The organism is Methylobacterium aquaticum (assembly GCF_001043915.1).
Classification (GTDB): domain Bacteria; phylum Pseudomonadota; class Alphaproteobacteria; order Rhizobiales; family Beijerinckiaceae; genus Methylobacterium; species Methylobacterium aquaticum.
In genome coordinates, this window is record NZ_LABX01000018.1 from 1 (window position 1) to 25,154 (window position 25,154).

Sequence of the window (25,154 nt, forward strand, 5' to 3'; positions counted from 1 at the left end):
CCGGCGCACCGCCTCGGCGAGGTTCGCCTCCGGTCCCTCGTAGCGGGCGCGGCCGGTCGAGGCTTCGTAGCGCGACAGGCTTTCCTGAAGGATGCCTTCGGTCGCCTCCTGGAGCCCGGCATTGAGAGTGGACCGCACCGTGTAGGCGCCGGCGGTCAGCGAATCGAGGCCGGCGAGGGTGCGCGCCTCGCGGGTGAGATGGTCGACGAAATGGAAGCCGGCATCCTGGCGCAGGCGCTCCAGGGGCGCGAGGCCGAGCGGCGCGGCCAGGGCCGCGGTCATCTCGGCATCCGTGATCGCGCCCTCCTCCTTCATCCGGGTGAGGACATAGGCGCGGCGCTCCCGCGCCCGCTCGGGGTAGCGATCGGGGTTGTAGAAGTTCGGGCCCTTCGGCATGCCGCCGAGGAGCGCCGCCTCCGCCACGTTCAAATCCTTGACGGATTTCCCGAAATAGCTGCGCGAGGCCATCTCGACGCCATAGGCGCCGCGGCCGAGATAGATCCCGTTGAGGTAGAGCCCGAGGATCTCGGGCTTCGTCATCACCCGCTCGGCCCGGGCCGCGACGATCATCTCGCGGATCTTGCGCTCGTAGGTGACGTCGTCGCCGACGGACAGGTTCTTCACCACCTGCTGGGTGATGGTCGAGCCGCCCTGCGGCCGGCCCGGCGAGGCGAGGTTGCCGATGAAGGCGCGGATCACCCCGCGCTCGTCGATGCCGTGATGGGTGAGGAAGCGCTTGTCCTCGGCGGCGATGAATGCCTTCTGGACCAGCGGCGGAACCTCGCCGATCGGCACCGCGATCCGGCGCCCGTTGGGCTCGAAGGTCTCGGAGAAGCGGTTGCCCCGCCCGTCGAGGATCGTGGTCGCGCCGGGCAGGCGCAGGGTCTTGAGGGCATTGGCGTCCGGCAGGTCGGTGACGGCCTTGTTGTAGAACTCGATCACGTCCCGCGCCACGAAGGGCGAGTTCGCCGGGTTCTCGCCCTTGCAGAACTGCTTGTAGCTCGTGTTCAGCTCACCGATATCGAGGCCGTGCAGGAGCTTCGATTCGCCCGCGACCGCCTTCGGATCCTCCATCGCCGTCGAGATCAGGTCGTCGAGGTTGATGTCCTCGATGTCGAACGCCTTGCGCATATGGGCGCAGCCGTCGCGCAGGAGCTGCACCACCGCCGGCCCGTCCTTGACCGGATCGAACTGGGTCCGGATCGCATCCGGACGGGTGGTGACCTGGCTCAGGGTCAGGGCCGTGGCAAACAGCTTGATGAGGATCGCGTTCATCGATGACCAGAGGGCCGAGGGCGCCAGTGGGAGAGAGCGCCCGGCGGCAGGAGGCGCCTAGCGGGATGAACCGAGCCTGGACAACGCGGCTCTTTTAAGGACGCGGCGGGGGCGCTGCTGACGGAGCGGCACTCTCCACAGCCTCGTCGCGCAGGCGACGGAGGGCGAAGGCCACGAACACGCCGACGAGGCAGAGCGCGAGGCCGAACCACGTGAAGGCGTATTGCAGGTGGTTGTTCGGCAGGTCGACCCGGAGCTGCCCGCCCTTCGGCCAGCCGCCGGGATTGGGGGTCGCGTCGGCCTCGATCAGGTAGGGCGCGACGCCCGTGAGGCCCTTGGCGGCGGCGATGCCGGCCACGTCCCGGTTGAACCACTCGCCGGTCTGCGGGTTCGGGGCCGGCACGAACATCGCCCGTGCCTCGCTCTGGCGCAGCATGCCGGTCACGGTGGTCTCGCCCTCGACCTGGCCGGCGGCACGGCGGCTGACGTCCTTCAGCTCGGTCGGCACGAAGCCGCGATTGACCAGAACCGTGCGGCCGTCATCGAGGCGCAGGGGGGTGACGACGTAGTAGCCCTGGAGCGCGCGGCCCGGCGTGTCGCCGGGCGCCAGGCCGTGGACCAGGGTCTCCCGGTCCTGGAGGAAGCGGCCGGTGGCGCGCACCCGCTCGAACTCGTCCCGCGCCGGGTCGAAGCGATCGAAGGCCGGAAGGGCGGCCGGCGGCTCGATGCGCGAGCGGGCGACGATCCGGTCGATCAGCGCCTCTTTCCACGCCTTGCGCTCGAGCTGCCAGACCCCGAGGCCGATCAGGATCGCCAGACAGACCAGACTCGCGAGGGCAGGGGCGACGAGGTCGCGGATCGCGGCGCGCCGCCCCGCCGGGTCCGGCACCGTCACCGGAAGCGGCCCTGGGCGGCCTTGTTGGAATATTGCAGGGCCGCCATCATGCCCTTGAGCGGACGGACCAGGATCAGGCTCAAGACGATCGAGAGCGGCGCCCAGAGCGCGGCGTGGACCCACATCGGCGGCTCGTAGGCGAACTCGACCCACATCGCCAACGCCACCACCACGATGCCGACGATCGACATCACGAAGAAGGCCGGGCCGTCGGCGGAATCGATAAAGCGGAAATCCAGCCCGCAGACCTCGCAGGACGGCCGGAAGCTCAGATAGCCCTTGAACAGGTGCCCTTCGCCGCAGCGCGGGCAGCGGCCGCGTAAGCCCACGGTCGCCGGGGAATCGACGGTGCGGTTGTGGTCCATGACCTGCTCCTGAACGCGGTCGGCGCGCTGAGCCCGATCTGGACCCTGGACGCCATAAGAAAAAGGGCGGCTTTCGCCGCCCTCTCATGATCCTGGCGCAGCGCGGCGCGGTCAGTGCGCGGCGGCGTGGCCGACGCCCGAGCCCCAGACGTAGATCGCGGCGAACAGGAACAGCCACACCACGTCGACGAAGTGCCAGTACCAGGCAGCGAACTCAAAGCCGAGATGCTGCTTGGGGGTGAACTGGCCGAGATAGATCCTGTAGAGGCAAACCGCCAGGAAGATCGTGCCGATCAGCACGTGGGCGCCGTGGAAGCCGGTCGCCATGAAGAAGGTGGCCGAGTAGATGCTGCCCGAGAAGCCAAAATGGGCGTGGCCGTACTCATACGCCTGGACGCAGGAGAACAGCGCCCCGAGCGCGATGGTGAGCCACAGGCCGTACTTCACGCCCTTGCGGTCGTTGTTCAGCAGGGCGTGGTGCGCCCAGGTGATCGTGGTGCCAGAGGTAAGCAGGATCAGGGTGTTGAGCAGCGGCAGGTGCCAGGGGTCGAATGCCTCGACGCCCTTCGGCGGCCACAGGCCACCGGTGAACTCGACCCGCGACGCCTGGATCGGGTCGCCAGTATAGAGCGCCGCCTCGAAATAGGCCCAGAACCACGCGACGAAGAACATCACCTCCGAGGCGATGAACATCATCATGCCGTAGCGGTGCGAGAGCTGCACCACCCGGGTGTGGTCGCCGGTATTGGCCTCGTGGACGACGTCGCGCCACCAGCTCAGCATGGTGTAGAGCACGCCGAGGAGTCCGGCGAAGAACACGTAGGGGCCGAGCGCCATGTTGGCGACGGTCAGGCTCTTCATCCACAGGACCGCGCCCGTCGTCATGGTGAAGCCGCTCATCGAGCCGATGAGGGGCCACGGGCTCGGATTGACGAGGTGGTAGTCGTGGTGCTTCCCGTGCGCCTCGGCCATCGTGTCGGGTCTCCTGCCTTGTCTCGAGACCGGTCGCGCCCCGCGCCGGCCCTGGATCTTGGTGTTCGCGAGGCGGCTCGCTCCCGGCGCCCCGGCCCTGTCGGCCGTCGGCGCCTCACGGTCACGCTTTAATGCCGCCCCGGCGGATTTGTCACCTCGTCAATTGGCCCATCCCGTCGATGGGCCCAACTCGTCAATTCGGCCTGGTCCGCGTCGGCGCCGCGAGCGCCGCCTGCGGCTGGCCGTTCTTCGACGCGAAATAGGTGTAGGACAGGGTCATTTCGGTGAGATCGCGGGTGTTCGAATCGGCCTTGATGCCGGGCTCGACGTAGAACACCACCGGAAAGTCCATGGTCTCGCCGGGCTGGAGCGTCTGTTCGTTGAAGCAGAAGCACTGCACCTTGACGAAGTAGCCGCCGGTCAGGCCGGGCTGGAGGTTGAAGGTCGCGATCCCGGTGCTCGGCGCGGTGCCGGTATTGGTGACGCGGAAGAACACCGTCTGGGTTGCGCCGAGCTGCGCCTCGATCTGCGGCGTCTCAGGCTGGAAGCGCCAGGGGAGGCCGGGCGCGACGTTGGTGTCGAAATGCACCACCATCCTGTCCTGGCTCGCCGGGCCGGACGCGGCCGTGCCCCGCAGCGGTGTGCCGTCATAGCCGGTCGCCTTGCAGAACAGATCGTAGAGCGGGACGAAGGCGAAGGCCAGCGCCGTCATTCCGACCACGAGCCCGAGACAGGCGAGCGCCGTGGTGCGGGTCTTCGTCTGCCTCTGCGTGCGGGAAACAGTCATGACGGCATCGCCTCGCGGATCGTCACAGCGGCCGGTTGAGGACCTGGGGACCGAGCTTGGCGATCGTCAGCACGTAGAAGATCAGGACCAGGGCGGCGAGCACCATCGCGATCGCGATGGAGCGCTTGCGCCGGCGCTGGATCTCGTCGGGGGTCAGTGGCTGGGGCACCGTGCTCATCACCGGATCGACCATGGAACGCCGTGTCAGCCGAAGACCGGCCGGAACAGCCCGAGGCCCTGTTCCGCCAGGAGGGCGGAGAAGAGCAGGAAGAGATAGAGGATCGAGAAGCCGAACAGGCTCATCGCTGCCTTGTTGGCCGCCTCGCCCTCGCGGCGACGCAGCACCTGGACGCTCAGGCCGATCATGGCCAGCCCGCCGACGAGGCCGACGACGCCGTAGATCAGGCCGCCGAAGCCGAGGAAGACCGGGGCGAGGCCGAGCGGGGCCAGCAGCACCGAATAGGCGAGGATCTGTCGGCGGGTGGAATCGGGGCCGGCGGTATTCGGCATCATCGGGATGCCGGCGCGAGCGTATTCGCCGGCCTTGACGAGCGCCAGCGCCCAGAAATGCGGCGGCGTCCAGATGAAGATGATCAGGAACAGGACCGTGCCCTCGATCCCGATCGATCCGGTGACCACCGCCTGGCCGATCATCGGCGGCAGGGCGCCGGCCGCACCCCCGATGACGATGTTCTGCGCCGTCGCGCGCTTCAGCCACATCGAGTAGATCACGGCGTAGAACACGATGGTGAAGGCGAGGAGCGCCGCCGACAGCCAGTTCGCCGCGAGCCCGAGCACCAGCACCGAGCCGACCGAGAGGGTGAGCCCGAAGGACAGGGCCTCGCCCGGCTGGATCCGCCCGGCCGGGATCGGCCGGGTGCGGGTGCGGGTCATCACCGCATCGATATCGGCGTCCCACCACATGTTGAGGCAGCCCGAGGCGCCGGCCCCGACCGCGATCATCAGGAGCGAGATCGCCCCGATCACCGGGTTCACGTGCGACGGCGTCACCGTCATGCCGACCAGGGCGGTGAAGATCACCAGCGCCATCACCCGGGGCTTCAGGAGCGCGAAGTAATCCGCGACCTCGCCGCCGGAACTGTTCGCCTCGACGAAGGGACGGTCGGAGATCGCGCTGTTCGACAGGGTGGTCATGCTGGGTGTCGCGGCCATCGTGTGAGGGTTTCGCGGGCGAGGTTTCGTGTGTCGCGCTCCTCGCCGGAACGCCCGCGTGGCGCTCGGGGGAAGAGCGGGGACCGCCGGGAGGGCGGTCCCCGTCGAGAAGGGCCGCACCGTCGCGGGCCCGTCCGCTTCCGATGATGGTTCGCCGCGGGATCCCGCGGCGAACCGGGTCTTGATCCGTCAGTGGGCGTGGGACGGCTCGTCCACGATCACCGGCAGGGTCTCGTACTGGTGGAAGGGCGGGGGCGAGGACAGGGTCCATTCGAGGGTGGTGGCACCCTCGCCCCACGGGTTGTCCGCAGCCCGCTCCTTGGAGCGGAAGGCGAGCACCACGCCGATCACGAACACGACCATGCCGAGGGCGAAGATGTGACCGCCCATCGTGGCGACCCAGTGCCAGCCCGCGAACGCCTCCGGATAGTCGGCATAGCGACGCGGCATGCCGGCGAGGCCGAGGAAGTGCATCGGGAAGAACAGCACGTTGGCGCCGACGAAGGCGAGCCAGAAGTGCAGCTTGCCGGCCCATTCCGGGATGATGCGGCCGGTCATCTTCGGGAACCAGTAGTAGACACCGGCGAAGATGATGAACACCGCGCCGAGCGACAGCACGTAGTGGAAGTGCGCGACGACATAGTAGGTGTCGTGCAGGTAGCGGTCGACGGCGGCGTTGGCCAGGATCACGCCGGTGACGCCGCCGACGGTGAACAGGAACACGAAGCCGACGGCCCAGTGCATGGCGGCGGTGAAGCGGATCGAGCCGCCCCACATCGTGGCGATCCAGGAGAAGATCTTCACGCCGGTGGGGACCGCGATCACCATGGTGGCGAACACGAAGTAGGACTGGGTCTGGAGCGTGAGACCCACGGTGTACATGTGGTGGGCCCAGACCACGAAGCCGACGACGCCGATCGCCACCATCGCGTAGGCCATCGCCAGGTAGCCGAAGACCGGCTTGCGCGAGAAGGTCGAGATGATGTGCGAGACGATGCCGAAGGCCGGCAGGATCATGATGTAGACTTCGGGATGGCCGAAGAACCAGAACAGGTGCTGGTACAGGATCGGGTCACCGCCGCCGGCCGGATCGAAGAAGGTCGTGCCGAAGTTGCGATCGGTCAGCAGCATGGTGATCGCGCCGGCGAGAACCGGCAGCGACAGCAGCAGCAGGAAGGCGGTCACCAGCATCGACCAGGCGAACAGCGGCATCTTGTGCAGGGTCATGCCCGGCGCGCGCATGTTCAGGATGGTGGTGATGAAGTTGATGGCGCCGAGGATCGAGCCCGCGCCGGACAGGTGCAGGGCGAAGATCGCGAAGTCGACGGCCGGGCCGGGATGGCCGGCGGTGGAGAGCGGCGGGTAGACGGTCCAGCCTGTGCCGGCGCCGAGCGCGCCCGGGGCGCCCTCGACGAACAGCGAGCAGACGAGGCTCATGAAGCCCGCGACCGTCAGCCAGAACGAGATGTTGTTCATGCGCGGGAACGCCATGTCGGGCGCGCCGATCATCAGCGGCACGAACCAGTTGCCGAACCCGCCGATGAGGGCCGGCATCACCATGAAGAACACCATGATGAGGCCGTGCCCGGTCACGAACACGTTGTAGGTCTGCGGGTTGGAGAAATACTGAAGGCCGGGGGCCTCCATCTCCATCCGGATGCCGAAGGACAGGAACGCGCCGACGATGCCCGCCGAGAAGGCGAACAGCAGGTAGAGCGTGCCGATGTCCTTGTGGTTGGTCGAGTTGAACCAGCGCTGGAAGAACGGTGGTGTGTGGTCGTGGGCGTGGTCGTGCCCTGCCGCAACGGCTTGAGCCATGGGGTCAGCCTCTTCGAGGTATGTCTCGGTCGGTCTGTCGAAGGGGCGGGGCGCGCCGCCGGCCGCACCCCGCATCATGAAATCAGTCGGCGTTCGCGAACTGGATTACTTCGCCTCGGCGAACTTGGCGCCGCCATCGGTGCGGGCGAACTTGGTCTTGGCCTCGGCGGTCCAAGCCTGGAACGCCTGCTCGCTCACCACCTTCACGGTGATCGGCATGTAGGCGTGGCGCTGGCCGCACAGCTCGGAGCACTGGCCATGATAGGTGCCCTCGCGCTCGGCCTTGAACCAGAACTGGTTGAGGCGGCCCGGGATGGCGTCGATCTTGAAGCCGAAGGACGGCATCGCCCAGGAATGCATCACGTCGGCGGCCGTGACCTGGATCTTCACGATCTTGTTCACCGGCACGACCATCTCGTTGTCGGTGGCGAGGAGCTTCGGCTGGCCGGACTTCACCTGGTCGTCGCCCTCCAGCAGGTTGGCGTCGAACTTGAAGCCGCCGACCGTCTCCGGGTACTCGTAGGACCAGTACCAGGCGTGGCCGATGACCTTGACCATCAGGTCGGCCTTCGGGTCGGAGAGCTGCGTGCGCAAAACCCGGAACGACGGGATCGCGATCGCCACCAGGATCAGCACCGGAACGATCGTCCAGGCGACCTCCAGCATCGTGTTGTGGGTCGTGCGCGAGGGGTTCGGGTTCGCCTTCTCGTTGAACTTGACCACCACCGCGATCAGCAGTCCGAGCACGAACAGGACGATGACGAGCATGATCCAGTTCAGGAGGTGGTGGAAATTGTAGATCTCCGTCGCCACCTCGGTCACGGGCTTCTGCAGGTCCATCTGCCATGGGACCGGCTGGCCGATGCCCGCCGCATTCGCCACCGTCACGGTGCCGAGGATCCCGGCCGCCGCCAGCGCCGCGGCGCCTCCCCAGAAGCCCCGGCTCAACCGCCGGCCTTGCGCCCTCGCCATCCCCATGGTGCCCTCGATGCTCCCCAACAGGCTGTCTGCCGGCAACGGCCGCCCGCGGGGCGGGAGCGCCGTCCTGTTTCGGCCGCGCGGTGCCGGCTCGCCGCCCTGCGGCCGAAATCCGGCCGAGACCCGGTCGCCGTCTCTCACCACAATGCCGCCGCAAGCGCAACGGCGTTGGCGTCGCATCGGCGTCGGGAATTCGCCTGTGGGCACTGGACATTCGTCCTGAGGCTCGAATGATTCCGCCCAACCGCGCCCCGTCCTGCCGGGCCGTCTCGGACCGCCGGACCCTCACCCTCACCCTGCGATGATCGATCGTCTCGAGTTCATCCTGGCGCTCGCCCGCGAGCAGCATTTCGGCCGCGCCGCCCAGGTCTGCGGGGTGTCGCAGCAGACCCTCTCGGCGGGGGTCAAGCAGCTCGAGGAGCGGCTGGGTGTGCTTCTCGTGCAACGCGGCTCGCGCTTCCAGGGCTTCACCCCGGAGGGCGAGCGGGTGCTCGACTGGGCGCGGCGGATCGTCGGCGACGCCCGCGCCATGCGCCAGGAGGTGGCGGCCTTGCGCCGCGGCCTCTCGGGCACGCTCCGGATGGCGGCGGTGCCGACCGCGACCCCGATGGTGGCGGCGCTCACCACGCCGTTCCGCGCCCGGCACCCGGCGGTGCGCTTCTCGGTGCAATCCTCGACCTCGCACGAGATCGTCCGGCAGATCGCCAATCTCGAACTCGATGCCGGGCTGACCTATATCGAGGACGAGCCCCTCGGGCGGGTGACGGCGTTGCCGCTCTACCGCGAGCATTACCGGCTCCTCACCGCCGCCGACGGGATCTATGGCGGGCGCGAGAGCGTGACCTGGGCCGAGGTCGGGCGCATCCCGCTCTGCCTGCTCACCCCGGCGATGCAGAACCGCCGCATCATCGATCGACACCTGCGCGCGGCCGGCGCCGAGCCGGCGCCGCTGCTGGAATCGAACTCGATGATCGTGCTCGTCACCCATGTGCGGACCGCCAAGTGGGCGAGCATCATGCCGGCGGCGCTCGCCGAGACGTTCCGCCTGACCGAGCGGGTGCGGGCGGTGCCGATCACCGATCCCGACGTCAGCCACACGATCGGCCTCGTCGTGCCCGAGCGCGACCCGATGACCCCGCTCGTCGCCGCCTTCCTGGCCGAGGCGCGGGCGATCGCCCCCGGTCTGGCGGCGGAGGTGGCGGCCCTCTGAGCAGAGTGGCAGCGCGCGACGCCGCTCAGCATCTGGCGCTTTTTGCATCATCCTGCCGCCGTCCCGGTGACCCGTGCGGCGCGTGATGCCGAGGGCGACGCGGACGGGCCGCGGGGACGCCAGGATTGCGAAATCATATTTTCCGTCAATGCGTTGTCCGGCGAGCCAGGGCCCCCGCAGGCGCGCAGTCGTTCGACGAAACCGCGTCGCCGCGACCGAGTTTGACAAAAAATCCTTGTCGCACCACGGAACCGCGCGATTGATTCCCCACCCTGCGGCGGTCAGTTTGGAGATTAGAACGACAACGATCTGGGCTGGAAACCATGCCGGGATACGAACCCTGGGACGCCGACCGGGCGACCGGGATCATCGCCGATCACGCCCATCGCGAGGGCGCGACCCTGCCGATCCTGCACGCGCTCCAGGAGACGTTCGGCTATGTCGACGCCGCCGCCGTGCCGCTGATCGCCGAGGCGCTGAACCTGTCGCGGGCCGAGGTTCATGGCTGCCTCACCTTCTACCATGATTTCCGCAAGGAGCCGGCGGGCCGCCACACCGTGAAGCTGTGCCGGGCCGAGGCGTGCCAGGCGGTCGGCGCCGATGCGCTCCACGACGACGTGCTGCGCCGTTACGACGTCGCCTGGCACGGCACGACCCGGGACGGCCGGGTGACGATCGAGCCGGTCTTCTGCCTCGGGCTCTGCGCCTGCGGCCCGGCGGCCCTCGTCGACGGCGCGCCGGTCGGCCGCCTCGACCTCGACACCCTGGCGGATGCCCTGACGGAGCAGGCGGCGTGAGCATCACCGTCTATCTGCCCAAGGACGCCGCCAGCCTCGCGCTCGGCGCCGAGCGCGTCGCCAAGGCGCTCCGGCGCTCGGCGCAAGCCCGCGGGCTTGACATCACCCTGGTCCGCACCGGCTCGCGCGGGATGCTGTGGCTCGAGCCGATGCTCGAGGTGGAGACGCCGGAGGGGCGCATCGCCTACGGGCCGGTGCGGCCGGGCGACATCGAATCCCTGCTCGATGCCGGGCTGGTGCAAGGTGGCGCCCACCGCCTGCGGATCGGCCGGCCCGAGGACCACCCCTACTTCGCGCGCCAGCAGCGCCTGACCTTCGGCCGGTGCGGCGTGATCGACCCGGCCTCGGTCGACTCGTATCGCGCCCATGGCGGCTATCGCGGCCTCGAAGCCGCCCTCAAGGCCGGGCCGGCCGGCACTGTCGAGGCGGTGAAGGCGTCGGGGCTCCGGGGCCGCGGCGGCGCCGGCTTCCCGACCGGCATCAAGTGGAACACGGTGATGCTGGCGCAGGCGCCGCAGAAATACGTGGTCTGCAACGCCGACGAGGGAGATTCCGGCACCTTCGCCGACCGGATGCTGATGGAGGGCGATCCGCTCACGCTGATCGAGGGCATGACCATCGCGGCGGTCGCGGTCGGCGCCACCCGCGGCTACATCTATTGCCGCTCCGAATATCCGCACGCCTTCGCGGCGCTGGAGACCGCCATCGCGGCGGCCGAGCGGGCCGGCACCCTCGGCGCGAACGTGATGGGGTCGGGCCACGCCTTCCACCTGGAAGTGCGGCTGGGCGCCGGGGCCTATATCTGCGGCGAGGAAACCTCGCTCTTGGAGAGCCTGGAGGGCAAGCGCGGCATCGTGCGGGCCAAGCCCCCGATCCCGGCGCTCAAGGGCCTGTTCGGCCAGCCGACGCTGGTCAACAACGTGCTGTCCTTCGCCGCCGTCCCGTGGATCCTGGAGCATGGCGGTCCGGCCTATGCCGCCTACGGCATGGGCCGGTCCCTCGGCACCTTGCCGATCCAGCTCGCCGGCAACGTCAAGCGCGGCGGCCTGATCGAGACCGCCTTCGGCCTGAGCTTGCGCGAGGTGATCGAGGATTTCGGTGGCGGCACCGCCTCGGGGCGGCCGCTGCGGGCGGTGCAGGTCGGCGGGCCGCTCGGGGCCTATTTCCCCGACTCGCTCCTCGACACGCCGCTCGATTACGAGGCTTTCGCGGCCAAGAAGGGCCTGCTCGGCCATGGCGGCATCGTGGTGTTCGACGACACCGTCGATCTCGCCCGCCAAGCCCGCTTCGCCTTCGAGTTCTGCGCCGCCGAATCCTGCGGCAAGTGCACGCCGTGCCGGATCGGCGCGGTGCGGGGCATGGAGACGATCGACAAGGTGCTCGCCGGCGAGTCGCCGCGCGAGAACCTCGCCCTCGTCACCGACCTCTGCGAGGTCATGACCGACGGTTCGCTCTGCGCCATGGGCGGGCTCACGCCCGTGCCGGTGATGAGCGCGCTCACCCACTTCCCGGAAGACTTTTCCGGCCGCGGCGCCCGTCTGCCGCTGGCCGCCGAGTGAGGACGCACCCGATGGCCCTCATCAAGGAAATCGACTACGGCACCCCGATCCGCGTCTCCGACCAGAGCGTGACGCTGACGATCGACGGCCAGAGCGTGACGGTGCCCGCCGGCACCTCGGTGATGGCGGCGGCGATGCATGCCGGCACCCAGATCCCGAAGCTCTGCGCCACCGATTCCCTCGAACCCTTCGGCTCCTGCCGGCTCTGCCTCGTCGAGATCGACGGGCGGCGCGGCACGCCGGCCTCCTGCACCACCCCGGCCGAGAACGGCATGGTGGTGCACACCCAGTCGGACAAGCTCGCGCGCCTGCGGAAAGGTGTGATGGAGCTGTACATCTCCGACCACCCGCTCGACTGCCTGACCTGCTCGGCCAATGGCGATTGCGAGTTGCAGACCCAGGCCGGGACGGTGGGCCTGCGCGAGGTGCGCTACGGCTATGACGGGGCCAACCACGTCTCGAAGAATTCCGAGCTGTACCTGCCGAAGGACGAGTCGAATCCGTACTTCGCCTATGACCCGTCGAAGTGCATCGTCTGCAACCGCTGCGTCCGGGCTTGCGAGGAGGTGCAGGGCACCTTCGCGCTGACCATCGCCGGCCGCGGCTTCGACTCGCGGGTGGCGGCGGGACCGACCGACTTCTTCAACTCCGAATGCGTCTCCTGCGGCGCCTGCGTGCAGGCTTGCCCGACGGCGACGCTTCAGGAGAAGTCCGTCATCGCGATGGGCCAGCCGGAGCATTCCAAGGTCACGACCTGCGCCTATTGCGGCGTCGGCTGCTCGTTCAAGGCCGAGATGCAGGGCGACCGGATCGTCCGCATGGTGCCCTACAAGGACGGCAAGGCCAACGAGGGCCATTCCTGCGTCAAGGGCCGCTTCGCCTACGGCTACGCCACCCACAAGGACCGCATCACCACGCCGATGGTGCGCGACACGATCACCGATCCGTGGCGCGAAGTGTCCTGGGAGGAGGCGATCCAGCACGCGGCCACCGCCTTCAAGCGCATCCAGGCGCAGTACGGGCGCGACTCGATCGGCGGCATCACCTCGTCGCGCTGCACCAACGAGGAAGCCTACCTCGTCCAGAAGCTGGTGCGCGCCGGTTTCGGCAACAACAACGTCGATACCTGCGCCCGGGTCTGCCACTCGCCGACCGGCTACGGCCTGATGTCGACGCTCGGCACCTCCGCCGGCACCCAGGACTTCAAGTCGGTCGAAGAGTCCGACGTGATCCTGGTGATCGGCGCCAACCCGACCGACGGCCATCCGGTCTTCGGCTCGCGGATGAAGAAGCGCCTGCGCCAGGGCGCCAAGCTGATCGTGATCGATCCGCGCCGGATCGACCTCGTCAAGTCGCCCCACATCAAGGCCACGCACCATCTTCCGGTGAAGCCCGGCGCCAACGTGGCGATCGTCAATGCGCTCGCCCACACCATCGTGACCGAGGGGCTGATCGACGAGGCTTACATCCGCGAGCGCTGCGACCTCAAGGATTTCGAGATCTGGGCCCGGTTCATCGCCGACGAGCGCCATGCTCCGGAAGCGGTGCAGGACCTGACCGGCTGCGACCCGGCCGAGGTGCGGGCGGCCGCCCGGCTCTACGCCACGGGCGGGGCCGCGGCGATCTATTACGGCCTTGGCGTCACCGAGCACAGCCAGGGCTCGACCATGGTGATGGGCATGGCGAACCTCGCCATGGCCACCGGCAATATCGGCAAGCCGGGTGCCGGCGTGAACCCGCTGCGGGGCCAGAACAACGTCCAGGGCTCCTGCGACATGGGCTCGTTCCCGCACGAGCTGACCGGCTACCGCCACGTCTCGGACGACGCCACCCGCGAGACCTTCGAGGCCCTGTGGGGCGCCGCGCTGTCGCCGAATCCGGGCTTGCGCATCACCAACATGCTCGACGAAGCCGTCGCCGGCACCTTCAAGGGCCTGTACATCCAGGGCGAGGACATCGCCCAGTCCGATCCCGACACGCACCACGTCACCGCCGGCCTGCGGGCGATGGAGTGCATCGTCGTCCAGGACCTGTTCCTGAACGAGACCGCCAAATACGCCCACGTCTTCCTGCCCGGCGCCTCGTTCCTGGAGAAGGACGGGACCTTCACCAATGCCGAGCGGCGGATCAGCCGGGTGCGCCAGGTGATGGCGCCGATGGGCGGCTATGGCGATTGGGAGGGCACGATGCTGCTCTCCAACGCGCTCGGCTACCCGATGCACTACACCCACCCGTCCGAGATCATGGACGAGATCGCGCGGCTGACCCCGAGCTTCGCCGGCGTATCCTACGCCAAGCTCGACGAACTCGGCTCGATCCAGTGGCCCTGCAACGACAAGGCGCCGCAGGGCACGCCGATGATGCATGTCGACCGCTTCGTGCGCGGTCTGGGCCGGTTCATGCTGACCGAGTTCGTGCCCTCCGACGAGCGCACGACCCGGAAATTCCCGCTGGTCCTCACCACCGGCCGGATCCTGTCGCAGTACAATGTCGGCGCGCAGACCCGGCGGACCGCCAACTCGCTCTGGCACCCGGAAGACGTGCTGGAGATCCACCCCTTCGACGCCGAGAGCCGCGGCATCGTCGACGGCGACCTCGTCAGCCTAGAGAGCCGGTCCGGCGACATCGCCCTGAAGGCCCGGGTCACCGAGCGGATGCAGCCGGGGGTGGTCTACACCACCTTCCACCATGCCAAGACCGGGGCCAACGTCATCACCACCGATTATTCGGACTGGGCGACCAACTGCCCCGAGTACAAGGTGACGGCGGTGCAGGTTCGGCGTACCAACCGGCCCTCCGATTGGCAGGCCCGGTTCTATGAGGAAGACATCTCCCTCACCCGCATCGCCCAGAGCCTCGATGCCGCCGAGTAGCGGCGTCGCGACGAGCATGCCCGTCCCGACCCGGACCGTCGCCTATGGCCGCGGCGAGGCGCAGGACGGGACCCGCGCGCTCGCCGTCGAGATGCCGGTGAACGTCGTCTATGGCGACGTTCCCTATGCGGTGATGATGACGACGCCGGCGGACCTGGAGGATTTCGCCTACGGCTTCAGCCTGACCGAGGGCGTCGTCGCCGGGGCCGCCGAGATCCGCGGTGCCGTGGTCGAGGCCGGGGAGGGGGGCTTGCGCCTCGTCGTCGACCTCGCCCCGGGGCGCCTGCGCGAGCATCTCGCCCGCAAGCGGGCGCTGTCGGGCCGGACCGGCTGCGGCGTCTGCGGCATCGACGACCTGAAGGACATTCCCCGCGCCGAGCGGCGGGCGGCCGACGGCGTGACCGTCTCGCTGGCGGCGGTCGAGCGGGCGCTCCAGGCCCTCGACGGTCTCCAGGTGCTCGGCCGCGAGACCCGCGCCGTCCACGCCGCCGCCTGGGCCGACCGGGACGGCGCCGTCCTGGCGGTGCGCGAGGATGTCGGGCGCCACAACGCCCTCGACAAGCTGATCGGCGCGCTGATGCGGGCCGGCACGGCGCCGGAATCCGGCTTCCTCGTCATCACCAGCCGCTGCTCGTTCGAGATGGTCGAGAAGGCGGCGAGCTTCGGCGCCGCCATCCTGGTGGCGATCTCGGCCCCGACCGCGCTTGCCGTCGACCGCGCCGCCCTCCACGGCCTGACCCTGGCGGCGATCGCCCGCCACGACACCGTCACCCTGTTCACCGCGCCCGAGCGCCTGATCGTTCCGTAAGGTCTTTGCCGTGAGTGTGTCGCAATGAGCGCCGTCGATCCCAACCAGAAGCTCGTCCGCATGGCGAACCAGATCGCCGCCTTCTTCCGCTCCTACCCGCAGGACGAGGCGGTGGCGGGCATCCACAAGCACGTCGTGGCGTTCTGGACCCCGCGCATGCGCGACCAGCTCGCCGCCTATTGCGAGGAGGCCGATCACGGCCTCGACCCCCTGGCGCTGACCGCCCTGCACATCACCCCGAAGGCCCGCAGCCCGATTCCCGACGCGGTGACGGACCCGCACGAACAGGGGCTGGGGGCGAGCGACGCGGGCTGATCCGGTCGGCCGGCGGGTCACCCGGCACCGGGCGCGACGTAGACGACCGGGGGATGGGGGGAGAGCGGCCGCGCCGCGGCCGGATGGCTCCGCGGCACGACCTGGGTGCCGAACCCGATCGAGAACGGAAGGGGGGGTGCGCCGAGCAAAGCGAGATAGGTATCGGGCATGTGCTGGTGCAGGTTCTCCAGCACGTAGGCGACAAGTTCGCAAGACACGCTCGGCGGGCGCAGCACGCCGTCGAGGGCCACCGCCTCGCCCACCGGGGCGAAGTCGTAGCCGCCCGCCGTCAGGCGTGCCTGCGTGACGAGGAGCATCGCGGCGACGACGGGACCGCCCCGGGGGGCGGGCTCGTAGAAGCTGTGCGTCTCGAGCACCCGGTCCCAGCCATAGGACACCGTGTCGAGGGTGTTGAAGACGCGCCGGACCCGGCCGTCGAGGGACGTTCCGGGACCGAACAGGGCCGCGAAAGCCTGGTTGCCGGGCGTCATGCCGGCGTAGCTCGTGGCCGCGGGGACCCGGTGCCGGTCCGACTCCGCGAGGTGCAGCGCCAGGACCGGCGCCAGGGTGCCGCCGAGGCTGTGGCCGGTGACGGTGAGGGCGCAGCCGGCCGGAAGCGCCGCGACGGCAGCCTCCAGCGTCGTCCCGGACGCATCGGTCAGGGCCAGGAGAGTGGCGAGGGCGCGCGCCGTGCCGGCCGAGATCGCCGCGCCGGGCGCCGACGGCCATGCCATCATGTCGCCGAAGGGGGAATCCTCGGCACCATCGTCCCAGTAGGCCGAGGAGAACGGATCCGGGTAGGTCCCGCGGATCGCCAGGACGGCCGCGCCGCCGGAGGGGTCACGGGCGAGATAGGCGAAGTTGACCGGTGGATCGGGCGGCGCGGCGAGCCAGACGAGGTCCCATCCCGCCGTCGGCTCCGCCTCGGCGAGGAAGGTCGCGATCGAGCCGGGATCGCCATAGGCGATGCCCGCAAGGGTCATCAGGACCCTGTCGTCGAGGGAGGCGAAGGTCATCCCGGATTCCTCGGACCAGCTGTGTCGATGGCGGCAGCCTGCGCGTCGCGGGCCGGGGGGTGTCCGGGCAGGTTCTCCTGGATCGTCCGGATCCAGGTGCCGTCCGGCTGGCCGGTCACGCTCTGGATGTCCTGGCTCAGGTTCCAGAGCATCATCCCGCGCTTCGGGCCGCTGCCCGGATTCCAGCGGCAGAGCTTCGCCGTATCGGCGACCGACGTGCCCTGATCGAGGCCGACCTTGCCGGCCTTGACCCCGACGGCGATCCGTCCGGGATCGATCACCGTGGCGTATTGCTCGACGAGGCGGGTCATCGCGTCGAAATCATAGAAATACGCCATGGTGTTGATGGCGGTGAGCGTCGTGCTCAGCGCCGCGATCACCGCCCTGTCCCGCTCAAACAGGTAGGTGTCGAGGGTGAGGACGGCGTCCGGCATCGCCGCCCGCATGCCCTTCACCGTTGCGACGAAGGCGTCTCCCGGAAAGGTGTCGAGATCCTCGTTGTCGATGTCGAAGCCGTCGAGGTCCCACTCCCGGGCGAGCTGCGCGCACCACGCCCCGAACGCGGCCGGATCGGTGATCCCGGTGTTCCAGCCGACCGGCGGATTCGGCGTGCCGATCAGCGACAGCAGGATCTTGAGGTCGGGCGAGGACCGGCGCAGTGCGGCGAGCCCCGCGCGGATCTGATCGCGGCTATGCGATGTCTGGAGGAATTGCAGGCAGGTCGTGTTGCCCGGGAAGAGATTGCCGAAAGCCAGGATCAGCACGTCGACGCAGGGCGGGGTCGCCTGGAGGAGAGGGCCCGCGCCCTCTCCCGACGGGACATATCCGAGCCAGAAGGCCGTGATGCTCTGGGTTGTCATGCTCACACCCTCAGGTTGCCGGCGAAGGTCGCAACCGGGTAGACGACGGCATCGAGCGCGGTCGCCTTGCTGAGGTCGGTTCCGTTGACGTAAAGCAGGCGATGGGTCGGGGTCGCGATCAGCGCGTTGGCAACCGACGGATTGATCGACACCGTGCCGCGCCATCCCGTGCCGGACTGGGGAACGGCACTGTCGGTCTGGAGGCCGGGAATGGCCTGGACACCGAAGATCTTGGTTTGTCCTGGAAAGATCTGGAAGCCAAGAAAGCCGCGACCGGTCGAGGCAAAGAAGTTTTGATAGAAATTGACGTTTCCGTTCTCGTCGATGTACTGAGCCTGGAGAATTCCAGGGCCTCCGCCCTGTTTGAAATCGGTCGTCTCCTGGAAGATGATGTTGAACTGCACCGGGCCTGAGCCGGGAAACAGCGAGATCTGCACCCAATAGCCTTGAATCACCAGCGGGTTGATGGCGGCGGGAACCCCCACGCTCGCCGGTACCAAGGTCTCGGCCAGAATTTCGAAAGCAGAGAACAATCCCATGGCGTGCCTCCCTGTCAGCCTGTCGATACAACTTCGTGTTGTTTTTATGCGCGCCGCACCGGTCGACCAGGCGTCCGACGACTGGGCGGGCGATCGCGTGTTCAAGCCGATGAATGTCATCGCTCAAAAAGATTGTCTTCGGCCAGCCGAAGATCGTCCGGCTGAACGACATCGGTATTTTGTTGATATGAAAGATGATGGCTTATCAAAACGGCCTGATATGCTGGAACATCAGGCCGTCGACACATCGCGCGCTGTCGACACCAAGCCCTCAGGTCGGAAAACTCGGCCCAGACGACACTTCGAAACTGGAGCCGAGGGTCGTTGTCGACGACCGCCGGCCTGACGCTGTGATGCGGGATCGTGACGAGACGTGAACGACGATCGCCGAAAGGCTGATCGATTGTTGATCACAGGTTGTAGTCTGTCATGGGCGGCCGCGAGCGTCAATCGCGCTTTACACTTTCCGGCCCGCCATCGCATGGCCCGGAAAACAGATTTGCCAAGGAACGACGAGCGAGGGCCCGGCTCACCGATGACCGCTCGCCCCGATCCACCGGGGCGTCCTGGACGGGTTGGCCCGGACCCGGCTATGCCGGGTCGCCCGCAACGGCCGGCAGCCGGATCGCGAAGGTCGATCCCGGCTCGGGCGCGTGCGTCTCCGCGGTGGCCTGCCCGCCATGCAGTTCGGCGATGCGCTTGACGATCGAGAGCCCTAGGCCCGTCGAGCCCTCGCCGGCGGTGGGCTTGGCCGAGAGGCGCTGGAAGCGGCCGAACAGGCGGCCGATATCCTCCGGCGACAGGCCCGGGCCATGGTCGCGCACGGCGTAGACCGTGTCGTCCGCCTCGCGCGTCACCGTGACGACGATCTCGCCTCCGGGCGGCGAGTACTTGATGGCGTTCGAGATCAGGTTGTCCATCGCCTCGCGCAGGCGCTCGGCGTCGCCGTGGAGCGTGAGGCTGTCGGGGATCTCCGAGCGCAGGGTCTGGCCCTTGGTCTCGGCCAGCGGCGCGTTGGCCTGCGACACCTCGCGGGCGAGGGCCGCGACATCCAGCAACTCGCGCCGCAGCGTGATGTCGTGGGCGTCGTTCATCGCGTCGGCGATCAGGCTCTCGATCATGCCGGTGAGGCGGCGGGCCGTGTCGCGGATATGGCCGATCTGGGCGTGCATCGCCTCGGTCGGCTGGGGCCTCGCCGCGATCATGTCGCCCAGCATCTCGGTCCGGCCGAGGATGACGGCGAGAGGATTCTTCAGGTCGTGGGCGACCGTGCCCAGTATCTCGGTCTTGAGCTGGTTGGCGCGGCGCAGGTCCGAGCGCTGCATGGCGAGCCGGCGGTTCGCCCGCATCAATTCGCCGGTGCGCTCCACCACCCGCTGCTCCAGGCCGATATTGGCCCGCTGCAATTGCTCGTAGAGGATCACGTTGTCGAAGGCGACCGACAGGCGCGACGTGAACAGCCCGATCAGGGCGCGGTCGGTCTCCGAGAGCGAGCGGTCGGCCTTCAGGAGGGCGACGATCTCGCTGCCGCTGGCGGTGCGGACGTAGAGGGTCGACCAGCGGTCGCCGAAGGTGTGGCGCCGCTCGGCGAAGGCATGGGCGACGATCGCCCGCACGTCCTCGTCGAGGGGCCGCGGCCGGTCCCCGCCGGCGAGGTGCTGGTAGCAGCCGGATCCCGCGAGCACGCTCACCGCGTCCTGCGGTCCGGATTGCTCGCGCAGGACCAGGATGCCCTCGCAGGCGGCGTTCAGGAGCGAGGCGACCTGGGTCAGCACGCCCTCGGCCAACCGCTGCATCGACTTGTAGTCGAGCAGCATCGGGGCGGCGTCGATGATGATCTCGAGGCCGCGCCGCGTCTCCTCCAGCCGCTTGAGCTGCTGGTAGGCGCGGAGCGCCGCGGTGAGGCTGGTGAACAGCTTGTCGGCGGTGAGTTCGGTCTTCGCCTTGTAGTCGTTGATGTCGTAATCGACGATGATGCGCCGCTCCGGCGCCTGGCCGGGCTGGCCGGTGCGCAGGATGATGCGGACCGTGTCGTCCTTCAGCTCGCGCCGCACGAAATCGACGAGCCTCAACCCCGCATCGTCGGTCTCCATCACCACGTCGAGCAGGATCACCGCCATGCCGCGCCGGGCCGAGAGCAGGGTCCTGGCCTCGGCCGCCGAATAGGCGGAGATGAGTTCGAGCCCCGCCCCGTCGAGGCCGTAGCCCGACAGGGCGAAGCGGGTGCCCTCGTGCACGGCGGGATCGTCGTCGACCACCAGCACCGGCCAGGACGCGGCGGGAGACGCGGCGGGAGCCTCGGGGCCGGGCTCGTCGTCCGGCAGGAGAAACAGGATGTCGTCGTCGCTCATCGACCGTCCGTTGAGGGTCTTCGCGGACCGGTGCTCGACGGCGCCGCGGCGTCATCCTGGCCGGGCGGCGGCGGCGGGACAAGATCACGCCGGACGCCCCGCGCCGTCCCGCGCGGAGCGGCCCCGTTCCGCATCGCCGGTCGACCCGTGGCATCGCGACGGTGACGGGTGGGGCGATGGTCGCGGGCAGGCGCGGCGAGACGTGATGTCCTGTGCGCGAGAGCACATCCCTCCTGACGATCATCCCCCCGTAATATGAAGGCAACAGAGCCCCGCCCTGATTGCCGATAACGGAGGCACGCTATGCTTCACGTGGTCCCGGGATATGTCGACGTGACCGTCGACCCGCTGCCGGAGGACGCACCCTGGCGGCGGGATCTCGACGCCTTGAACGCGATTCTCCAGGATTCCCGCCCGCGCGGGCCGAGCCGCTCCCAGATCGCCGCGCTGATCGAGGCCGAGGCGCCCGGCGCCCTCTCGGCCGTCGCCCGTGCCCGGCTCGCCGATCGGCTGGCCGGCCTCCTCGCCCGAGACGCCCGGCCGGCCGCGAAGCCCCGATGATCTGAGGACAAATTTCGTGCGTTGCTCTTGCCCCCGGTGCGGTACGTGGACGGAATGCGCCCAGCACGGCATTGTCGGTGCCGGCGTCAGGGGATGTGGGGATCGCGGCGGCACGGGGGTGAGGGATGGCGGAGACGCGGGGATGCGGGCGGGTGGCCAGGCCGGAGGCGGCGTGATGCCGGGAGCGGCCCCGCACGTCGTGGTGGTCGACGACGAACCCGATGCCCGTGCCATGGTGGGCGACTACCTGCGCATGCACGGCTTCGAGGTGAGCCTGTGCGACGGCGGCCGCGCGCTGCGACAACGCCTCGCCGAGGTCGCCCCGGACCTGATCGTCCTCGACCTCAACATGCCGGAGGAGGACGGGCTCTCGATCGTGCGCGACCTGAAGGGCCGCTCGACAGTCCCCATCATCATGCTCACCGCCACCGCGAGCCCGATCGACCGGGTCGTCGGCCTCGAATTGGGGGCGGACGACTACCTGTCCAAGCCCTGCGAGCTGCGCGAGCTGGTCGCCCGCATCCGCTCGGTGCTGCGCCGGGCGGCCCAGGCGCGCAAAGGCCCGCCCGAGGAGGCGCACCCGGGACACAGGCCAGACAGCCGACCAGGGACCCGACACGAGAGCGGGATCCGCTTCGGCCGGATGATCGTCGATATCGACACCCTGCGCCTGCGCGACGAGGCGGGGGCCGAGCAGATCCTGACCCGCTCCGAATTCGCCCTGCTGAAAGCCTTCCTCGACAACCCGAAGCGGGTGCTGACCCGCGAGCGCCTGCTCGATCTCGCGGATGCCCGCGACCCCGAGGCGTTCGACCGGGCGATCGACGTGCGGATCAACCGCATCCGCAAGAAGGTCGAGCCCGACCCGGCCAATCCCCGCTTCATCAAGACCGTGCGCGGCATGGGCTACGTGTTCCGGCCCGACGGCGATTGAGGCCGGGCTCCCGCGCGAAGCGGTTTCGTGACCCTGGGGGCTTGATGAATGGGAAGGGCCTCTCCACGCTATGGCGGGAGAATGCCGTCGTGCTCTGTGCGGCGGGTGGAGAGTCGTTCGCCCGCCGCCGCTGCCGAGGAGAAGGCCGTTGTCGTCCAGCCCCGCCCCCACCCTCTCCGGCGCCGATCCGGTGGCCGGCATCGTCGATCCGGTCTGGCGGCGGCTGCGCCAGGAGGCCGAGACCGTGATGCGCGACGAACCGCGCCTCGCCTCCTTCCTGTTCGCCAGCGTGCTCAACCACGCCACCCTGGAATCGGCGGTGGCTCACCGGGTCGCCTCCCGGCTCGGCCATCCGGCGCTCACCGCCGACCTGATCGCCCAGAGCTTCGGCGAGGCGGTGGCGGACGATCCCGATATCGGCCAAGCGTTCCGCGCCGATATCGGCGCGGTGATCGACCGCGACCCGGCCGCCGGCCGGGCGATCGAGCCGGTCCTGTACTTCAAGGGCTTCCATGCCATCCAGGCCCACCGCCTGAGCCACTGGCTTTGGGTCCGCGGCCGGCGCGATCTCGCGCTCTATCTCCAGAGCCGCTCGTCCGAGGTCTTCCAGACCGACATCCATCCGGCAGCCCGAATCGGCCGCGGCATCTTCCTCGACCACGCCACCGGCCTCGTCGTCGGCTCGACGGCGGTGATCGAGGACGAGGTCTCGATGCTGCACGACGTCACCCTCGGCGGCACCGGCAAGCATGGCGGCGATCGCCATCCGAAGATCCGCCACGGCGTGATGATCGGCGCCGGTGCCAAGATCCTCGGCAATATCGAGGTCGGGGCCTGCGCCCGCGTCGCTGCCGGCTCGGTGGTGCTCCAGGCGGTACCGCCCTGCACCACGGTGGTGGGCGTGCCGGCCCGCGTCGTCGGCTCAGCCGGCTGCTGCGATCCGGCGCGCGCGATGGACCAGTTCATCCACGCATCGGACGGGATCTGACGGAGGTGCGCGCTGGCGCCTTGCCCGCCCGGCCCCGCCGTGGCAAGGCGGGGGCCTGCCGCCCCCGAAGACGCCCGAAGGGACATCTCCCGGAGGGATCCCGCGGCAGCGCCCGCGGCACGCCCGGCGGGCAGGGGGCGTCCCAGCATCCCGTGCCGGCGGCGCGGGGTCCTCGTTGACGGCGGCAGTGCCTGCGCCCGTTGCGGTCGCTGCCACGCCCAAGCACGTGAAGAGGCCAGCGTGAACAAGACCGAGATGACGAAGGTGGAAGGCTATCTCCGCCGCACTTTCGCCAACCACAACATCCGGCTCGTCGCCCGTCCCAAGAAGACGGATTCGGCGGAGGTCTATATCGGCGAGGAATTCGTCGGCGTGCTGTCGGTCGACGACGAGGATGGCGACCGCTCGTTCAACTTCTCGATGGCGATCCTCGATACCGACCTGGACGAGTAGCCGGACGACGTCCGATCGCGTGCGTCCGGCGATCCTGTCGCCCCGCGTCGCACGGCGGCGTCCCTCGGCCATGCACATCGATCCCGGACGGAGTCCCGCCGGGATCGGCCCTGCACCCTCAGGGGTTGGGGCCGAACACCCGCTCCAGCCCGGCGAGGCCGGCGCTCCACGAGGGCAGCCGGTCGGCCGAGAAGCGCAGGCGCAAGGACAGGGTGCCGATCCGGATCTCGCTGAGGCAGGCAGCGTCCGGCTCCGGCACCGGGCCGGTGGCGCAGCGCGCCGCGAAGCGGCTGCCGTCGCCTTGCGCGAGGTAGAGATCCTCGCCCTCGAACGGCGTGCCGGCCCGGAAGCGCCGGCGCATCAGCCCCTCGGCCAGCGGCTGCGCCTCGGCGGTCAGGAACCGCGCATAGCGCCGGGCCGGGCTCAAGGGCGCGTCAGTCTCGGGCGCCCGGGTCGCGGTGACCCGCATCAGGCCGGGCAGGGCGCTGCCGGTCAGCTCGCCCCACGGGATGGCCAGGTCGATGCGCTCCGGCGCCGCCTCGGCGGCAGCCCCGGGCCGCACGAACCAGGCCGCCGGCAGCACCAGCGGCCGGGGGGCGAGGCTGCCGACCACCACCGGGCCGGCCGGGGCCGGCGGACGGGCGAGCCAGGCGGCGGCGACACCCGTGAGGGCGACCGAGCCGGCGAGGCCGACGGCCGCCGCCAGGATCAGGCGCCGGTCGACCGGAAGGCCGGTCACGGCCGCGGGCCGGCCGAGCCGGACCGAGTGCAGCATATCCCGTTCCAGACGCGCCACCGCGGCGCTCAGTGCAGGCTCCATGGTGCCCGCCTCCGATTCGTTCGATTCCAGGCCCGGACCGGGCATGTCCCCGAACGGTCTACCCGGACCGTTAACACATCCCTACGGAGAGGCCGGGGTGGGACGGATTTCCGTGGCGCGGCCGCCTCATGCCGAAACGAATCCCGCAATGGGATCGGCCTCAGAGATCTGTGGATAACGAAAAATTAACCACACCCGACAATCGCCCCTGGCGCAAGGTGGGACGACCGCGCCGACCGGAAGTTAACCCACCATGAACCTTTCGCCCTCCGCCCTCGAGAACATCCAGACCCTGATCCTCGGCCTCGCCTTCGCGGGCCTCCTGGCGAGCGCCTTCGAATGGGCGACGGCGCGGCGGGCCAGCTTCGGCCTCCTGTCCGGCGGCGGGCTCGTGGCGCTCGCCTCCCTGCCGATCCTCGTCTTTGGCGCGCCGTTCATCATCCTGCGCAACACCGTGCGCGGCCGGCGGATCGAGGGGCGGCCGATCCCCTTCGTGATGCTGGCGACGATGCTGGCTTGCGGCTGGAGCCTGGTCTCGGGCCGGCTCGTGCTCGACCTCGCCCACATGGTGTCGGGCGCCTGAACTCTCAGCCGCGACGGCGGAGCGGCCCCGGCGCCGAGGCCGGATCACCGGTTCCGCCGCGGCGTTTTCCGGGCCGCCGGGCTTTGCCATAAAATCCGGGGAGCCGTCGGATCAGAGATCGTCCGGCAGCACAGGAGGCGGGCCGGTGAGCCGGATGTCCGGGACGGTGTCCCGCGCGGCCACGGCGCCGAGAGATCGGCCTCGGAGACCGGAGCGCCGCCAGG

Annotated in this window: 26 protein-coding genes; 12 read left to right on the forward strand and 14 right to left on the reverse strand. The window is 69.2% G+C overall.

Annotated features, from left to right (window positions below; genetic code table 11):
- The 9 genes from VP06_RS02230 to coxB all read right to left on the reverse strand — a co-directional run.
- Positions 1-1,275: transglycosylase domain-containing protein (locus VP06_RS02230; RefSeq protein WP_048462208.1), on the reverse strand; the 1,275-nt coding region annotated here is incomplete at its 3' end.
- A 94-nt stretch (positions 1,276-1,369) separates the two neighbouring features.
- Positions 1,370-2,170 (reverse strand): SURF1 family protein, encoded by an 801-nt coding sequence (locus VP06_RS02235; protein WP_048462209.1) that lies wholly within the window; start codon positions 2,168-2,170, stop codon positions 1,370-1,372.
- Positions 2,167-2,535: a DUF983 domain-containing protein gene (locus tag VP06_RS02240; protein WP_048462210.1), complete on the reverse strand. Its 369-nt coding sequence runs from the start codon at positions 2,533-2,535 to the stop codon at positions 2,167-2,169. Before VP06_RS02240 ends, VP06_RS02235 begins: the two co-directional genes overlap by 4 nt.
- Positions 2,536-2,646: 111 nt before the next feature.
- Positions 2,647-3,507, reverse strand: coding sequence for a cytochrome c oxidase subunit 3 (locus VP06_RS02245; protein WP_048462211.1), 861 nt, complete (start codon positions 3,505-3,507; stop codon positions 2,647-2,649).
- A gap of 193 nt (positions 3,508-3,700) precedes the next feature.
- Entirely contained in the window at positions 3,701-4,294 is a 594-nt protein-coding gene (locus VP06_RS02250) for a cytochrome c oxidase assembly protein (RefSeq protein WP_048462212.1), read from the reverse strand.
- A gap of 22 nt (positions 4,295-4,316) precedes the next feature.
- On the reverse strand, positions 4,317-4,472 hold the full coding sequence (locus VP06_RS36950; protein WP_048462273.1) for a hypothetical protein: 156 nt from the start codon (positions 4,470-4,472) through the stop codon (positions 4,317-4,319).
- Positions 4,473-4,498: 26 nt separating this feature from the next.
- Positions 4,499-5,449 (reverse strand): heme o synthase, encoded by a 951-nt coding sequence (locus tag VP06_RS02260; protein WP_048462213.1) that lies wholly within the window; start codon positions 5,447-5,449, stop codon positions 4,499-4,501.
- Between the two features lie 207 nt (positions 5,450-5,656).
- Entirely contained in the window at positions 5,657-7,285 is a 1,629-nt protein-coding gene (ctaD, locus tag VP06_RS02265; protein WP_048462214.1) for a cytochrome c oxidase subunit I, read from the reverse strand.
- Between the two features lie 105 nt (positions 7,286-7,390).
- Positions 7,391-8,257, reverse strand: a complete 867-nt coding sequence (gene coxB, locus VP06_RS02270) for a cytochrome c oxidase subunit II (protein WP_156295419.1) — start codon at positions 8,255-8,257, stop codon at positions 7,391-7,393.
- A 307-nt stretch (positions 8,258-8,564) separates the two neighbouring features.
- Here coxB and VP06_RS02275 point away from each other — a divergent pair, with 307 nt between their 5' ends.
- The 6 genes from VP06_RS02275 (at position 8,565) to VP06_RS02300 (ending at position 15,825) form a co-directional block, all read left to right on the forward strand.
- Positions 8,565-9,473, forward strand: coding sequence for a LysR family transcriptional regulator (locus VP06_RS02275; RefSeq protein WP_048462216.1), 909 nt, complete (start codon positions 8,565-8,567; stop codon positions 9,471-9,473).
- Between the two features lie 323 nt (positions 9,474-9,796).
- Positions 9,797-10,270, forward strand: a complete 474-nt coding sequence (locus VP06_RS02280; RefSeq protein WP_048462217.1) for a formate dehydrogenase subunit gamma — start codon at positions 9,797-9,799, stop codon at positions 10,268-10,270.
- Complete coding sequence (locus tag VP06_RS02285; protein WP_048462218.1) at positions 10,267-11,829, forward strand: formate dehydrogenase beta subunit; 1,563 nt, start codon at positions 10,267-10,269, stop codon at positions 11,827-11,829. Before VP06_RS02280 ends, VP06_RS02285 begins: the two co-directional genes overlap by 4 nt.
- An 11-nt stretch (positions 11,830-11,840) precedes the next feature.
- On the forward strand, positions 11,841-14,702 hold the full coding sequence (gene fdhF, locus VP06_RS02290; RefSeq protein ID WP_048462219.1) for a formate dehydrogenase subunit alpha: 2,862 nt from the start codon (positions 11,841-11,843) through the stop codon (positions 14,700-14,702).
- Complete coding sequence (fdhD, locus tag VP06_RS02295) at positions 14,689-15,510, forward strand: formate dehydrogenase accessory sulfurtransferase FdhD (RefSeq protein WP_425350874.1); 822 nt, start codon at positions 14,689-14,691, stop codon at positions 15,508-15,510. The genes fdhF and fdhD overlap by 14 nt, the downstream gene beginning before the upstream one ends.
- Before the next feature lie 24 nt (positions 15,511-15,534).
- Positions 15,535-15,825: a formate dehydrogenase subunit delta gene (locus tag VP06_RS02300; protein ID WP_048462221.1), complete on the forward strand. Its 291-nt coding sequence runs from the start codon at positions 15,535-15,537 to the stop codon at positions 15,823-15,825.
- Positions 15,826-15,842: 17 nt separating this feature from the next.
- Here VP06_RS02300 and VP06_RS02305 read toward each other — a convergent pair whose 3' ends face one another.
- From VP06_RS02305 to VP06_RS36960, 3 genes are read right to left on the reverse strand one after another with little or no spacing between them, the layout of a single operon-like run.
- Positions 15,843-16,841, reverse strand: a complete 999-nt coding sequence (locus VP06_RS02305) for a lipase family protein (protein ID WP_048462222.1) — start codon at positions 16,839-16,841, stop codon at positions 15,843-15,845.
- Positions 16,838-17,701, reverse strand: coding sequence for a glycoside hydrolase family 18 protein (locus VP06_RS36955; RefSeq protein ID WP_048462223.1), 864 nt, complete (start codon positions 17,699-17,701; stop codon positions 16,838-16,840). Before VP06_RS36955 ends, VP06_RS02305 begins: the two co-directional genes overlap by 4 nt.
- Before the next feature lie 2 nt (positions 17,702-17,703).
- Positions 17,704-18,240, reverse strand: coding sequence for a hypothetical protein (locus VP06_RS36960; protein WP_048462224.1), 537 nt, complete (start codon positions 18,238-18,240; stop codon positions 17,704-17,706).
- Here VP06_RS36960 and VP06_RS36965 point away from each other — a divergent pair.
- Complete coding sequence (locus VP06_RS36965) at positions 18,239-18,586, forward strand: hypothetical protein (protein WP_197093108.1); 348 nt, start codon at positions 18,239-18,241, stop codon at positions 18,584-18,586. The two genes, VP06_RS36960 and VP06_RS36965, sit on opposite strands and share 2 nt — an antisense overlap.
- A gap of 244 nt (positions 18,587-18,830) precedes the next feature.
- On the opposite strand, the gene VP06_RS02320 is transcribed toward VP06_RS36965, so the two are convergent.
- Positions 18,831-20,591: an ATP-binding response regulator gene (locus VP06_RS02320; protein WP_048462225.1), complete on the reverse strand. Its 1,761-nt coding sequence runs from the start codon at positions 20,589-20,591 to the stop codon at positions 18,831-18,833.
- Between the two features lie 303 nt (positions 20,592-20,894).
- On the opposite strand from VP06_RS02320, the gene VP06_RS02325 reads away from it, so the two are divergent.
- The 4 genes from VP06_RS02325 to VP06_RS02340 all read left to right on the forward strand — a co-directional run bounded on the left by VP06_RS02325 (position 20,895) and on the right by VP06_RS02340 (position 23,527).
- A complete protein-coding gene (locus VP06_RS02325; RefSeq protein ID WP_048462226.1) occupies positions 20,895-21,152 on the forward strand; it encodes a hypothetical protein in 258 nt (85 codons plus the stop codon).
- Between the two features lie 175 nt (positions 21,153-21,327).
- Complete coding sequence (locus VP06_RS02330) at positions 21,328-22,086, forward strand: response regulator (protein ID WP_048462274.1); 759 nt, start codon at positions 21,328-21,330, stop codon at positions 22,084-22,086.
- Positions 22,087-22,234: 148 nt separating this feature from the next.
- Positions 22,235-23,074: a serine O-acetyltransferase gene (cysE, locus tag VP06_RS02335; RefSeq protein WP_048462227.1), complete on the forward strand. Its 840-nt coding sequence runs from the start codon at positions 22,235-22,237 to the stop codon at positions 23,072-23,074.
- 255 nt (positions 23,075-23,329) lie between these two features.
- The gene (locus VP06_RS02340; protein WP_210344710.1) at positions 23,330-23,527 is read left to right on the forward strand and encodes a DUF3126 family protein; all 198 of its coding nucleotides are present in this window, start codon (positions 23,330-23,332) and stop codon (positions 23,525-23,527) included.
- Between the two features lie 118 nt (positions 23,528-23,645).
- Here VP06_RS02340 and VP06_RS02345 read toward each other — a convergent pair whose 3' ends face one another.
- On the reverse strand, positions 23,646-24,347 hold the full coding sequence (locus tag VP06_RS02345) for a hypothetical protein (protein ID WP_245291014.1): 702 nt from the start codon (positions 24,345-24,347) through the stop codon (positions 23,646-23,648).
- A 253-nt stretch (positions 24,348-24,600) separates the two neighbouring features.
- On the opposite strand from VP06_RS02345, the gene VP06_RS02350 reads away from it, so the two are divergent.
- Positions 24,601-24,930 carry a DUF6949 family protein gene (locus VP06_RS02350; protein WP_048462228.1) on the forward strand — a complete coding sequence of 110 codons (330 nt, stop codon included), beginning with the start codon at positions 24,601-24,603 and terminating at the stop codon, positions 24,928-24,930.
- Positions 24,931-25,154 lie beyond the last annotated feature (224 nt).

Coding starts and splice junctions, on each gene's coding strand:
- VP06_RS02305 (WP_048462222.1), bottom strand. CDS start 16,841: ATGACCTTCGCCTCCCTCGACGACAGGGTCCTGATGACCCTTGCGGGC.
- VP06_RS02300 (WP_048462221.1), top strand. CDS start 15,535: ATGAGCGCCGTCGATCCCAACCAGAAGCTCGTCCGCATGGCGAACCAG.
- VP06_RS02350 (WP_048462228.1), top strand. CDS start 24,601: ATGAACCTTTCGCCCTCCGCCCTCGAGAACATCCAGACCCTGATCCTC.
- coxB (WP_156295419.1), bottom strand. CDS start 8,257: ATGGCGAGGGCGCAAGGCCGGCGGTTGAGCCGGGGCTTCTGGGGAGGC.
- VP06_RS36950 (WP_048462273.1), bottom strand. CDS start 4,472: ATGAGCACGGTGCCCCAGCCACTGACCCCCGACGAGATCCAGCGCCGG.
- VP06_RS02280 (WP_048462217.1), top strand. CDS start 9,797: ATGCCGGGATACGAACCCTGGGACGCCGACCGGGCGACCGGGATCATC.
- VP06_RS02320 (WP_048462225.1), bottom strand. CDS start 20,591: ATGAGCGACGACGACATCCTGTTTCTCCTGCCGGACGACGAGCCCGGC.
- VP06_RS02340 (WP_210344710.1), top strand. CDS start 23,330: ATGACGAAGGTGGAAGGCTATCTCCGCCGCACTTTCGCCAACCACAAC.
- VP06_RS02245 (WP_048462211.1), bottom strand. CDS start 3,507: ATGGCCGAGGCGCACGGGAAGCACCACGACTACCACCTCGTCAATCCG.
- VP06_RS02275 (WP_048462216.1), top strand. CDS start 8,565: ATGATCGATCGTCTCGAGTTCATCCTGGCGCTCGCCCGCGAGCAGCAT.
- fdhD (WP_425350874.1), top strand. CDS start 14,689: ATGCCGCCGAGTAGCGGCGTCGCGACGAGCATGCCCGTCCCGACCCGG.
- VP06_RS36955 (WP_048462223.1), bottom strand. CDS start 17,701: ATGACAACCCAGAGCATCACGGCCTTCTGGCTCGGATATGTCCCGTCG.
- VP06_RS36960 (WP_048462224.1), bottom strand. CDS start 18,240: ATGGGATTGTTCTCTGCTTTCGAAATTCTGGCCGAGACCTTGGTACCG.
- VP06_RS02260 (WP_048462213.1), bottom strand. CDS start 5,449: ATGACCACCCTGTCGAACAGCGCGATCTCCGACCGTCCCTTCGTCGAG.
- VP06_RS02330 (WP_048462274.1), top strand. CDS start 21,328: ATGCCGGGAGCGGCCCCGCACGTCGTGGTGGTCGACGACGAACCCGAT.
- fdhF (WP_048462219.1), top strand. CDS start 11,841: ATGGCCCTCATCAAGGAAATCGACTACGGCACCCCGATCCGCGTCTCC.
- VP06_RS02250 (WP_048462212.1), bottom strand. CDS start 4,294: ATGACTGTTTCCCGCACGCAGAGGCAGACGAAGACCCGCACCACGGCG.
- VP06_RS02325 (WP_048462226.1), top strand. CDS start 20,895: ATGCTTCACGTGGTCCCGGGATATGTCGACGTGACCGTCGACCCGCTG.
- VP06_RS02240 (WP_048462210.1), bottom strand. CDS start 2,535: ATGGACCACAACCGCACCGTCGATTCCCCGGCGACCGTGGGCTTACGC.
- VP06_RS36965 (WP_197093108.1), top strand. CDS start 18,239: ATGGCGTGCCTCCCTGTCAGCCTGTCGATACAACTTCGTGTTGTTTTT.
- VP06_RS02345 (WP_245291014.1), bottom strand. CDS start 24,347: ATGGAGCCTGCACTGAGCGCCGCGGTGGCGCGTCTGGAACGGGATATG.
- ctaD (WP_048462214.1), bottom strand. CDS start 7,285: ATGGCTCAAGCCGTTGCGGCAGGGCACGACCACGCCCACGACCACACA.